Raw genomic sequence first — 12,078 nt, 5'->3', positions numbered from 1 at the left:
ATCCTCGGGTCAAGCCCGACCATGACGAAGGAGAGGTTATTCGACGAGAGGTGACGGCGGAGAGATTATCGCACCACCGCGCCGTTCTCCGCGACCAGCCGGCCCTCCTTGAAGACCCGCCGGCCTTTCGGAACCGCGACAACCGCCTCCGGCACATGTTCGGCGGCGAGCGTCACGAAGTCGGCCTTGGCGCCAAGCGCGATGCCGTAGCCTTCGAGGCCGAGGGCCTTTGCGCCCGCTGCGGTGACGATATCGAAGGCGGCGGCGAGGTCTTCGTCGGTGTAAAAGCCGGAGCGGTAGCCGATCATCATGGCGCGGCCGAGCATGTCGCCATCGCCGTAAGGCCACCAGGAATCGCGGATATTGTCGCTGCCGGCAAAGACGTTGACACCCTCGGCGCGCAGGAGCGCGACCGGCGGGAAGGCATGGTCTCCGGGCGCGTTGGTCATGATGGAGACGCCGGCGGCGGCGATCTTCGCACCGATGCGGCGGGCGGCATCCCGGTCGAGATTGCCGAGACCGTAGGCGTGGCTGATCGCGACCTTGTGCTGCATGCCGAGCGCCACCGTGCGGGCGCAGATCTCCTCCACCGTGAAGGCGCCGAGCGTGCCGAAATCATGGAGATGGATGTCGACCCCGACGCCATGCTTTTCCGCGACGCCAAAGACGACGTCGAGATGGCCCTGAAGATCGCGGTCGAAGCTCGCCGGATCGAGGCCGCCGACGAGATCGGCGCCCATGGCAATGGCCTCGTCCAGAAGCTCCGGCGTGCCAGGGCTTTTCAGGATGCCGCTCTGCGGGAAGGCGACGAGCTGGATATCGATGATGCCGCGATATTCCTCGCGGACCTTCAGGATCGTCTCCAGCGACTTCAGCCCGACGGAACCGTCAACCATGACATGGCTGCGCATCTGGAGGGAGCCATTGGCGACGCAAAGCTCGAGCTGGTTGCGGGCGCGCTCGTCCATCGGCGCGGCCTGCGCCATGTTCTGCGCCTGGAAGGTGACGCGCTCATGCACATCGAAACCATTCGTGCAGGGTTTGTGCGGGATCCACTTGTCGCCGTAGAAGCTCGTGTCGAGGTGGATATGCCCCTCGACGAAGGCCGGCACCAGCAACGCACCGGCAATGTCGATCTTCCGCGCCGCATCCGATGTCGCGCCGGCCGGCGCGATCGAGACGACGCGTCCGTGCACGACGCCGATATCCTTCAGCGAGCCATCGGCCAGCTTCGCATTGGTGAAAAGAGTGTCCGTCATCTCGCGTCTCCATCATGCGCGACCGGGCCTGCCCGATGGGAGCAAACCATATCGCACACAATTAGACGCGAAAATCGTATACAGTCAATAGGCCGCGGCAACGGCCGGCGAACCGAGCACCACGATGGGCGTGCCGTTCTGCACGCGGTTGTAGAGGTCGACGACGTCCTGATTCATCATGCGCACGCAGCCGGACGAGACGGACTTGCCGATGGTCCACCATTCCGGCGAGCCGTGAATGCGATAGAGCGTATCCTCGCCGTCGCGGAAGATATAGAGCGCACGGGCGCCGAGCGGGTTCTTGAGGCCGGGCTCCATGCCGCCGTTGCGGGAGCTGTAAGGCTCCAGCTCCGGCTGGCGGCCGATCATCTCGTCCGGCGGCGTCCAGCGCGGCCATTCGCGCTTGTACTGGATGACGCCGCGGCCGGCCCATTCGAAACCGGCGCGGCCAAGGCCGACGCCATAGCGCATGGCCTGTCCATCCTCATAGGTGAGGTAGAGGAAGTGGCTCGCGGTATCGACGACGATTACGCCGGGGCGCTCGCCGGTGGGGTTCGGCACCATCTGGCGATAGAAGCGCGGATCGATCTTCTGGTAGGGGATGGCCGGCAGCGGAAACTGCTCGTCCGGCTTCGGCCCGTACATGGCGGCGTAGATGCTGGTATCGACCGGCTCGGGCTCGGCGGCCACCCTTTCGCGCACGGGCACCGAGGTGCAGCCGGCCAGAACGGTGGTTGCCAATCCTGCGCTGCCGAGCAGGAAGGACCGGCGGGTTACGCTTTCACCAGTCAATACATGTCCTCACACATCAATCGTCATAGGGATCGGCAAGAGCGGCTTCGGGCCGGCTGACCGGGTACTTCGTCCGCGAGATGCGCGCAGCCATGCCCTTTGCTCCCTCCTGCTTGAGCAGCGAGCGGAAGCTCGGATGCATGCCGCCGTCCGAATAGGAGAAACTGGAAACCGGCGCGGCGCCTGCAAAAGCCGCATCCAGCTTCTTTTGTTCCGCACCGATCTTCGCCATCAGATCATTGTCGGCGCCATCGACGGTGGCCGGGCACTGCGCCAGCGGATCGCTCGGCTCGCCGGTTGCGAATTCCTTGTTGAAGACGTAGCGGCCGCCGCAGACGGAGACTTTCGGCTGGCGCTTGGTGAAGGCGAAAGCATCGTAGCCCTCCTTCAGGGTGCGCCAGAAGGGCATGTTCGGGTCGCCCTTGTGCTTGGCCATGTTCTCCGTGGTCATGCGGAAGGGATAGGCCTGCACCTGGAAGCGGCCCTGCCCGCTCTCCAGCGCCTTCTGGACGATGGCGTAGATCTCGCCGACGCCCTGGTCCGTCATGGCGTAGCAGCCCGAGGACGAGCAGGCGCCATGCACCATCAGCGCCTCGCCCGAATAGCCGAGCGCCGATTCCAGCCTGTTCGGATAGCCGAGGTTGAACGAGACGTAATATTGCGAATTCGGGTTCAGCATTCCGGCGGAGACATGGTAGAAGCCTTCCGGCGCCTGCCGGTCGCCACTCTTCGTCTTCGGCCCGAGCTTTCCGGACCAGCGGCACATCGGATAGGTCTTGAAGAGCGCATATTTGCCGCTCGTATCGACCTTCCAGACTTCCAGCTCGCTTTCCTGCTTGAAGATGCGCACGAGCACGGGGCTCTCCGGGCGCATCTTCTTCTTCGACATCTCGGCTTTCACCTTGTTGGAAAGCTTCGGCGCCTCGGCGAGCGAAGCGACGTCCATGGCCATGCAGCCGGCGAGCAGGCCGCCGGCGACGGTCGCAGCGGCCAGGCGCGCGAGAAGCGGGAGACGCAGGCGGGCAGTTTCAACAGAAAGACGGTGGCGAAGCGCAAACATGGGTCGTTTTCGGTTTTTCGGGGTCCGTGGTGCGCCGCAGTCCCCGCGGCGCGTCTCGGTTCAGAGTCCAAGCGATTGCTTAGAACTTCGTTAATCTTACGGCCTTCATCGGCCCTCGCGCGGCGTCATGCCTCAGTTTTCGCCCCAATCCGGGGCTTCAGTTCGGCTGGAGCTTAAATCCTCAAGCCCCTTGAGCTTCAACCCCAGCTTTGCGGCTTTCTTTCGACCTGACATCACGGCGTGAACACAATATCGTCAGACGCTTGCGCCGGGCCGCTCTACCGAGAGAAAACTTGATTTGCGACGGTGCCCGCCACATCTCTTGGTGGGTTCATTGAAGAGGCGAATGCAATGCTGACGATCGGCGATCTTTCCAGGGAAACGGGCGTCAAGGTTCCGACCATCCGCTACTACGAGCAGATGGGCCTGCTTTCCCACGCCGAACGTTCCGAGGGCAACCAGCGACGCTATTCCAGCGAGGAGCGCGACCGGCTCGCCTTCATCCGCCATGCCCGCGACCTCGGCCTCACCATCGACGCGATCCGCGAGCTGATCGACCTCAGCCAGCACCCCGAGCGCCCCTGCCACGACGCCGACCGCATCGCCGCCGAGCAGCTTGCCACCGTGCGGCGCAAGATCGCCCGGCTGCGCAAGCTGGAGGCGGAGCTGGAGCGCATCACCAGCCATTGCCATTCCGACCAGATCAGCGATTGCTACGTCATCCGGGCACTGGCCAACCACGATCTCTGCACCGACGACCACGACTAGAGCACGTCCGGTGAACTCCGGTTCTCCGAACGTGTTCTAGATTCTTGTTTTTATCGCATTATCCGACGCCGAAGCGATTTCGCTTCGGCTGGAAATGCTCTAGGACGCGGCCAGCAGCTTCAGTTTCTGCAGCTGGTTTTCGCGCGGCTCGTGCATGTCGAGCATGCCTTGCAGGCGGCCGTCGGCGCGGATGAGGAAGAGGCCGGCCGTGTGCTCCATCGTATAGCTGTCGGACGCCGTCAGCACCTTCCGATAAAAGGCCGAGAACGCATCCGCCGCCGCCTTCGTCTGCGCGGCATCGCCGCGGAGCGCGACAATCCTCGGGTCGAAGGACGTCATGTAGAGTTTCAGCAAATCCGCCGTGTCCCGCTCGGGATCGATGGAGACGAAGAGCGGCGTGATGCGATCGGCCGCCGGGCCGGTATCCTTCAGGAGCGCCGACAGCTCGAAGAGTGCGGTCGGGCAGACATCCGGGCAATGAGTGAAGCCGAAGAAGACGAGATAGGGCCTGCCCGCAAGATCGGCCGAGCGGAAGGGATCTCCGTCGACCGTCTGCAGGGTGAAGGCGCGCTGTTTCGGCTGGTCCTGGCGCGGGGCGAGGACCGCGGTCAGCACGCCTGCCGCCGCGGTCCCCATGAAGAGAGCGATGAGGGTGCGCCGCTTCATCCCTTGATGGACCTCAGGAGGCGCAGGGCGTTCATCGTCACGAGCACGGTGGCGCCGGTATCGGCGAGGATCGCCGGCCAGAGGCCGGTGATGCCAACGATGGTGGTGACCAGGAAGACACCCTTGAGGCCGAGGGCGATGACGATGTTCTCCGTGATGTTGCGCATGGTGCGCCTGGAAAGGTCAGTCATCAGCGCGACGTCGCCGACGCGGCCGTGCAGAATGGCGGCATCCGCCGTTTCCAGTGCGACGTCCGTGCCACCGCCCATGGCGATGCCGATATTGGCGGCCGCGAGCGCCGGGGCGTCGTTGATGCCGTCGCCGATCTTGCCGACGACGAAGCCTTCACGCTGGAGTTCGCCGACGATGCGCTGCTTGTCCTCGGGCATCAGCTCGGCGCGCACCTCGATGCCGAGTTCGGCGCCGACGGCTTTGGCCGTGCGGGCATTGTCTCCGGTCAGCATGATCGTCTTGATACCGGCGTCGCGCAGGGTCTTCAGGCCGCTAGCGGCATCGGCGCGCGGCTCGTCGCGCATGGCGATAGCCCCGGCGAGAACGCCGTCGACGATCAGCATGGAGACGGTCTTGCCGTCGTCGTTGAGCGCCGTGATGGCTGCCTGTACCTCCGGCGAGAGCGTGACGCGATCGGCGGCAGCCTTGGGCGAGCCGAGGAAGATGTCCTTGCCCTCGACGGTGGCGGTGACGCCCTTGCCGCCCAGCGCGCGGGAGCCGGTGGCGACCGGGGGAACGACGCCGTCGGCGTCAGCCTTGCCGAGAATGGCGAGGGCCAGCGGATGGCTGGAGCCGGCCTCCAGCGCGGCGGCAAGGCGCAGGACCTCGGCCGCCGGCTGGGAGAAGGCGACGATGTCGGTGACGACAGGCTTGCCCTCGGTCAGCGTGCCGGTCTTGTCGAAGGCGATGGCGGTGAGCTTGCCGAGGCCTTCCAGCACCGCGCCGCCCTTCATGAGCAGGCCGCGGCGGGCGCCGGCCGAAAGCGCGGCGGCGATGGCGGCGGGCGTGGAGATGACCAGCGCGCAGGGGCAGCCGATCAGCAGGACGGCGAGGCCCTTGTAGACCCATTCGCTCCAGATGCCGCCGAAGAAGAGCGGCGGGATGATCGCGACGAGCGCGGCGACGACGACCACGCCGGGCGTGTAATATTTGGAGAAGCGGTCGATGAAGCGCTCGGTCGGCGCCTTCGATTCCTGCGCCTCCTCGACCAGCTTGATGACGCGGGCGATGGTGTTGTCGGATGCGGCGGCGGTGACGCGGATGCGCAGGGCCGCATCGCCGTTGACCGTGCCGGCGAAGACCGTGTCTCCGACTTCCTTGCGCACGGGCGTGCTTTCGCCGGTGACGGGCGCTTCGTCGATGGCGCTTTCGCCCTCGATGATCGTGCCGTCGGCGGAAATGCGGTCGCCCGGACGCACGAGGATGACGGCACCGACGGCAAGCTGCTCGGCCGGCACTTCCTTCGTGCGGCCCTCCCCTTCTTCCAGAAGCGCGGTCTTGGGCACGAGGGCGGAGAGCGAGCGAATGCTGTCGCGCGCCTTGCCGGCGGCAACGCCCTCCAGCAATTCGCCGACGAGGAACAGGAAGACGACGGCGGCCGCTTCCTCCGTGGCATTGATGATGACGGCACCGACGGCGGCGATGGTCATCAGCATCTCGATGGAGAAGGGTGTGCCCGCGAGCGCAGCCATGATGGCGCGGCGGGCGATCGGCACGAGGCCGACGAACATCGCGATGATGAAGGCATAGGTCTCGATCGCCGGGAAGAGATGGCCGATACCGTAGGCGACGACCAGCGATGCGCCGGCCAGAATGGTGAGGCGGCCCTTCTTGCCTTTCCACCACGGGCCTTCCGACGGGCCGTGGTCGTGCCCATGCAGCCCTTCGATGGCCGCGGCCTTCGGCTTGGCGTCATGGTCGTGGCCGGCGTGATCATGGTCGTGGTGGTCGTGATCATTATCATGTGCATGGTCGTGCACGTGGTCATGATCGCAGCCGGGGCCGTGCACATGCTTGCCCGCCGGCTTTTCCGCAGCCGCAGCCGCGCCCGGTGTCACCGTATAGCCGAGGCCGGAGACCTTGCGGCGGATCGCCTCTAGGTCGCTCGTCACGTCGTGCTGCACGCGCATCGTGCCGGCGGTGACGGAAACGGAAACGTCCGCGACCCCCGGCATGCGGCGCACGGCCGTATCGATCTTGCTGGCGCAGGAGGCGCAATCCATGCCCTCCACCCGGAAACGCGTCTCTTTCACATCGGACATCGCATAATCCTCTTCAGTCTGTTGAGGATGTTCTACGACCTCTAGCGACTAGAGGTGCAAGAGCCGATCTCGAAAAAATTCGGCCAAAGTACCGCATTGAATTCTGCGGCCGGCCTGTGCTAGAGAGCGCCCACTTATTGCAGGTTTCATCTGCTGGTTGGGGAGGACGCCATGTCTTGCGACGCCCTCTTCCAATCGGGGATGGGCTCGGTAGATGCCCCCCGAACGGAAGAACGCTTTACGATGCGTGCCATCGCGGCACGGTCTGGCTTAGACGCCGTTACGCCTGACGCCTCCGTGCGGCCGGCGAAGACACCGCGCCTGCCCGTCCTCCATTTCACCCGATACCTTGACCGTGCGAACAGCGCCAGGGCGCTGTCACATCGCCGTGTCCGGACGACGATACCGTAACAGACGGTTCCTTCCCTGAGCCCACGCGGAGCGGGAGGCTGACGCCTCTTCTGCCGCGATTCCTCGCGTTCCGGCACTGCCGGCGCGCGATCCACAGCAAGAAGACAGGTCCTCCATGTCCCTGAACACGCCCTACTATCTGATCGACAAGTCGAAGCTTCTCGCCAACATGGAGAAGATCGCGCTGCTGCGCGAGATTTCCGGCGCCAAGGCGCTGCTGGCGCTGAAGTGCTTCGCCACCTGGTCGGTCTTCGATTTCATGCGGGACTACATGGACGGCACCACCTCCTCATCGCTGAACGAGGTACGCCTCGGCCACGAGCGCTTCGGCAAGGAAACGCACGCCTATTCCGTCGCCTATGCCGATTACGAGATCGACGAGGTCATCAGCCACGCCGACAAGATCATCTTCAACTCCATCGGCCAGCTCGACCGCTTTTCCGACAAGGCCTCCGGCATCGTCCGGGGCCTGCGGCTCAATCCGGGCATCTCCTCGTCGAGCTTCGACCTTGCCGATCCCGCCCGCCCCTTCTCGCGCCTCGGCGAATGGGATGTGAAGAAGGTCGAGCCGGTCATGGACCGCGTCTCAGGCTTCATGATCCACAACAACTGCGAGAACGGCGATTTCGACCTCTTCGACCGTATGCTCGGCACCATCGAGGAAAAGTTCGCGCCGCTCCTGAAGAAGGCCGAATGGGTTAGCCTCGGCGGCGGCATCCACTTCACCGGCGCGGACTACCCGCTGGAAAAATTCGCCGAGCGGCTGAAGCGCTTTGCCGGCGAATACGGCGTGCAGGTCTATCTGGAGCCGGGTGAAGCCTCGATCACCAAGTCCACCTCGCTTGAGGTGACCGTGCTCGACACGCTCAACAACGGCAAGGACCTCGCCATCGTGGATAGTTCCATCGAGGCGCACATGCTGGACCTGCTGATCTACCGCGAGAGCGCCAAGCTTTCCCCGAATACCGGGCCGCACCGCTACATGGTCTGCGGCAAGTCCTGCCTTGCCGGTGACATCTTCGGCGAGTTCAATTTCGAGCAGGAACTGAAGGTCGGCGACCGCATTTCGGTACAGGACGCCGCCGGCTACACCATGGTCAAGAAGAACTGGTTCAACGGCGTGAAAATGCCGGCGATCGCCATCCGTGAACTCGATGGCAGCATCCGCACCGTCCGCGAATTCGACTACGCGGACTACGAAGCAAGCCTTTCCTAATCCCCCTCATCAACCCCAGAAGGAGCTATTCCGGGAAATGAAGAAGAACGTGCTCATCATCGGCGCCGGCGGCGTTGCACAGGTCGTTGCGCATAAGTGCGCCCAGAACAACGACGTGCTCGGCGACATCCACATCGCTTCGCGCACCAAGGCGAAGTGCGACAAGATCATCGCGTCCGTTCATGAGAAGAAGGCGATGAAGCAGCCGGGCGTACTCGAAGGCCATGCCCTCGACGCGCTCGACATCGAGGCCACCAAGGCGCTCATCACGTCGACGAAGTCTGAGATCGTCATCAATGTCGGCACCGCCTTCCTCAATATGTCGGTGCTGCGCGCCTGCATGGATACGGGCGTCGCCTATATCGACACCGCGATCCACGAAGAGCCGGGCAAGATCTGCGAGACCCCGCCGTGGTACGGTAACTACGAGTGGAAGCGCGCCGCCGAATGCGAGGAGAAGGGCATCACCGCCATCCTCGGCGCCGGCTTCGACCCGGGCGTCGTCAACGCCTATGCCAAGCTCGCCAAGGACGAATATCTCGACAAGGTGACGGATGTCGACATCGTCGACATCAATGCCGGCAGCCACGGCAAGTACTTCGCCACGAACTTCGACCCGGAAATCAACTTCCGCGAATTCACCGGCGTCGTCTATTCCTGGCAGAACGGTCAGTGGCAGACCAACAAGATGTTCGAGATCGGCAAGGACTACGACCTGCCGGTCGTCGGCACGCGCCGCGCCTATCTGTGCGGCCATGACGAGGTGCACTCGCTCGCCAAGAACATGGACGGCGCGAATGTGCGCTTCTGGATGGGCTTCGGCGATCACTACATCAACGTCTTCACCGTGCTGAAGAACCTCGGCCTGCTCTCCGAGCAGCCGGTCAAGACGGCCGAAGGCCAGGAAGTCGTGCCGCTCAAGGTCGTCAAGGCCGTGCTGCCGGATCCGGCATCGCTCGCCCCCGGCTACGAGGGCAAGACCTGCATCGGCGACTACGTGAAGGGCCTGAAGGACGGCAAGGAAAAGACCGTCTTCATCTACAACGTGGCCGACCACAAGGAAGCCTATGAGGAAGTCGGCTCGCAGGGCATCTCCTACACCGCCGGCGTTCCGCCGGTCGCCGCCGCGATGCTCGTCGCTACCGGCGAGTGGGACGTGAAGAAGATGGCAAACGTGGAAGAGCTACCGCCGAAGCCCTTCATCAACCTCCTGAACCGGATCGGCCTGCCGACCCGCATCCAGGACGAGGACGGCGACCGCGCCGTCAGCTTCTAAGCTCGATGCCCATGCCCTGGACGGCATGGGCAAGGCTTCCGAAACGAAAAGGCCGGCGAGACGCCGGCCTTTTTTCATGATGGCTGTCCGCCAATCAGGCGATCTTCTCGATCTCCAGTTCCTGCCCGCCCATCGTCACCACGTCGCCGACCGCCTTGCCCATGAGGAGGCGCGCGACGGGGGAGACATAGGAGATCGATCCCGCCTTGGGATCGGCCTCGTCCTCGCCGACGATGCGGTAGGTCTGCACGCGGCCGTCGTCCCGGTTGAAGGTGACGGTGCTGCCGAAGGCGACGGCGTCATTCGTCGCGGGAGCCGGAACGAACTGGGCGGTGCGCAGCCGCTCGGCAAGGTAGCGCAAATCCCGCACGGGGCCGGCCAGTTGGCGGCGGCGCTCATTGATGTCCTCGATCGCATTGGCGGCCTCATAGGCCTCCTTCGCCTCCTGAAGCTGGCGCTCGAGCGCCTTCAGGCCGGTCTCCGTCACCAAATTGGGATGCGGCGAAACGGGGCGGTCCGGCAGCTGGGTTTCCGCCGCCGTCTCCGCGCTCTCTTCCTTGACGAATGCAACGCTCACGCGCGAACTCCGTTCTGACCGTGCGATCCGGGCCGCGAAATTGCCTGGCGGCTGCCGGAATTGCTCAAAAGCCTATCCTTACGGACATTCGCGCGCGAAAGCTACCGCAGCCAGATGGCAAGGTCGGAAGGCTTGCGGCCGCGACGCTTCTGCGCGCCAAGCTTTTCCCAGGCGAATTTCTTCGCCGCCGCCTCGGCCGCCTCGCGGGTCGGATAGGCATCCGGCAGCACGTAGTCCTTGCCCTCGCAGCACACCAGCGCACGGCAACTGAGAACGTCGAAATGCAATTGGATATCGGTCTGTTCGTTCATTTCGCCCTCCCTTCACGGCAGGAATCGAACACGCAACGTCACCGGAAGTTCCGGGCCATCCGAACTTTGTGCGAAAGCGTACAGACGACGGAATTCCGCGCGCAAAAAAGCCCCGGCGAAAACCACATTCGCCGGGGTCGAGAGGATCGGGAAGCCCGATAGACTCAGATGATGCCGCCACCGCCTGCGACGGAGGCGGGGCGCTCGGCGGCGACCCTGGCGCGGTAGCCGCTGGCGCGATAGGTCGCGACGGGGTCGACGGCGCCGCCCGTGCGGCGGCGGGCTTCGGCGAGGATCGGCTCCACGTCGGTGCGGTAGGCGCGCTTCAGCGTCTCCGTCGCCATCAGGGCGTCGTTGTCCTCCTGGTAGCCGGAAAGCGCCGTGCGGTCGACGAGGAGGGCCTGTGCGTAGGCGCGGCGGATTTCGTTCGCGCTGTTGATCAGGCTTTCGATCGGGTCGGTGACGTTGTGCGACTGGTCGATCATGTGGGCGGGATGGAAGCCTTCCACGCCGCGCGCTTCCGCATCCACCAGCTCGTTGAAGACGAGGAAGAGGCGATAGGGCTCGATGGCGCCGGCATCGAGGTCGTCGTCACCATATTTGGAATCGTTGAAGTGGAAACCGCCGAGCTTGCCGAACTGGATGAGGCGGGCGACGATCATCTCGATATTGGTGTTCGGCGCGTGATGGCCGAGATCGACGAGGCACTGGGCCTTGGGGCCGAGCGTCTGGGCGATCAGGTAATTGGTGCCCCAGTCCTGCACAACCGTCGAATAGAAAGCCGGCTCGTACATCTTGTGCTCGGAGAACAGCTTCCAGTCGTCCGGCAGGCCCTTGTAGATCTCGGCCATCGCCGCAAGGTAGCGCTCGAAGGCCCTGGTGAAATTGCTCTGGCCGGGGAAGTTGGAGCCGTCACCGATCCAGACCGTCAGCGCCTTGGAGCCGATGGCCTTGCCGATCTCGATGCATTCCAGATTGTGCTCGACCGCTTGGGCGCGCGTTGCCGCATCCGTGTGGCTGAGCGAGCCGTATTTGTAGGAATGCGCCTGGCCGGGCGCATCGGAGAAGGTATTGGAGTTCATCGCGTCGAAGCCGAGGCCGAGGGCGTCGCCCCTGGCCTTCAACTCCTTCGGATCGGCCTTGTCCCACGGAATATGCAGCGAGACATTGGGCGTGGCGCGCGTCAGCTGCTGGATGACGGCGCAGTCGTCCAGCTTGTCGAAGATGCCGCGCGGCTCGCCGGTGCCGGGAAAGCGCGCAAAGCGCGTGCCGCCCGTGCCGACGCCCCAGGAGGGGACGGCGACGAAGAACTTTTCGACCTTGGCCGTGACGGCCTCGATGTCGATGCCACGGCGGGCGAGGTTCGCGCCGAGCGCCTCGTAGTCTTCCTTCAGCGCCGAGGCGCGCCTGTCGTTTTCCCGCGCGACGACATCCTGCGCGATCCTGAATTCAGCCATTCCATCCTCCCT

General features: G+C 64.3%; 11 protein-coding genes. 3 read left to right on the top strand and 8 right to left on the bottom strand.

Annotated features, from left to right (window positions below):
* Nucleotides 1–65: 65 nt before the first annotated feature.
* From ACZ48C_RS23810 to ACZ48C_RS23800, 3 genes are all read right to left on the bottom strand, one after another.
* Nucleotides 66–1,259 (bottom strand): amidohydrolase family protein, encoded by a 1,194-nt coding sequence (locus ACZ48C_RS23810; protein WP_464783204.1) that lies wholly within the window; start codon nucleotides 1,257–1,259, stop codon nucleotides 66–68.
* Nucleotides 1,260–1,343: 84 nt separating this feature from the next.
* Entirely contained in the window at nucleotides 1,344–2,051 is a 708-nt protein-coding gene (locus tag ACZ48C_RS23805; RefSeq protein ID WP_464783203.1) for a L,D-transpeptidase, read from the bottom strand.
* Nucleotides 2,052–2,067: 16 nt separating this feature from the next.
* Nucleotides 2,068–3,111, bottom strand: a complete 1,044-nt coding sequence (locus ACZ48C_RS23800; protein WP_464783202.1) for a L,D-transpeptidase family protein — start codon at nucleotides 3,109–3,111, stop codon at nucleotides 2,068–2,070.
* A gap of 351 nt (nucleotides 3,112–3,462) precedes the next feature.
* Here ACZ48C_RS23800 and ACZ48C_RS23795 point away from each other — a divergent pair, with 351 nt between their 5' ends.
* Nucleotides 3,463–3,879, top strand: a complete 417-nt coding sequence (locus ACZ48C_RS23795) for a MerR family transcriptional regulator (RefSeq protein WP_318913267.1) — start codon at nucleotides 3,463–3,465, stop codon at nucleotides 3,877–3,879.
* A 99-nt stretch (nucleotides 3,880–3,978) separates the two neighbouring features.
* Here ACZ48C_RS23795 and ACZ48C_RS23790 read toward each other — a convergent pair whose 3' ends face one another.
* Both ACZ48C_RS23790 and ACZ48C_RS23785 read right to left on the bottom strand, forming a co-directional pair.
* On the bottom strand, nucleotides 3,979–4,545 hold the full coding sequence (locus tag ACZ48C_RS23790; RefSeq protein ID WP_464783201.1) for an SCO family protein: 567 nt from the start codon (nucleotides 4,543–4,545) through the stop codon (nucleotides 3,979–3,981).
* Nucleotides 4,542–6,818, bottom strand: coding sequence for a heavy metal translocating P-type ATPase (locus ACZ48C_RS23785; RefSeq protein ID WP_464783200.1), 2,277 nt, complete (start codon nucleotides 6,816–6,818; stop codon nucleotides 4,542–4,544). The genes ACZ48C_RS23790 and ACZ48C_RS23785 overlap by 4 nt, the downstream gene beginning before the upstream one ends.
* Before the next feature lie 526 nt (nucleotides 6,819–7,344).
* Here ACZ48C_RS23785 and ACZ48C_RS23780 point away from each other — a divergent pair.
* Nucleotides 7,345–8,445, top strand: coding sequence for a carboxynorspermidine decarboxylase (locus ACZ48C_RS23780; RefSeq protein WP_424546512.1), 1,101 nt, complete (start codon nucleotides 7,345–7,347; stop codon nucleotides 8,443–8,445).
* A 37-nt stretch (nucleotides 8,446–8,482) separates the two neighbouring features.
* Entirely contained in the window at nucleotides 8,483–9,721 is a 1,239-nt protein-coding gene (locus ACZ48C_RS23775; RefSeq protein WP_424546513.1) for a saccharopine dehydrogenase family protein, read from the top strand.
* A 94-nt stretch (nucleotides 9,722–9,815) separates the two neighbouring features.
* Here the strand turns inward: ACZ48C_RS23775 and greA are convergent, their stop codons facing one another.
* From greA to rhaI, 3 genes are all read right to left on the bottom strand, one after another.
* The gene (greA, locus tag ACZ48C_RS23770) at nucleotides 9,816–10,298 is read right to left on the bottom strand and encodes a transcription elongation factor GreA (protein ID WP_464783199.1); all 483 of its coding nucleotides are present in this window, start codon (nucleotides 10,296–10,298) and stop codon (nucleotides 9,816–9,818) included.
* A gap of 101 nt (nucleotides 10,299–10,399) precedes the next feature.
* A complete protein-coding gene (locus ACZ48C_RS23765) occupies nucleotides 10,400–10,609 on the bottom strand; it encodes a hypothetical protein (protein ID WP_119254326.1) in 210 nt (69 codons plus the stop codon).
* A 164-nt stretch (nucleotides 10,610–10,773) separates the two neighbouring features.
* Entirely contained in the window at nucleotides 10,774–12,066 is a 1,293-nt protein-coding gene (rhaI, locus tag ACZ48C_RS23760; protein ID WP_464783198.1) for an L-rhamnose catabolism isomerase, read from the bottom strand.
* Nucleotides 12,067–12,078 lie beyond the last annotated feature (12 nt).

It is taken from the genome of Shinella sp. 1A1 (genome assembly GCF_055379515.1).
Note: the sequence above shows the minus strand (reverse complement) of the source record. Positions and strands in the feature narration are given on the sequence as shown.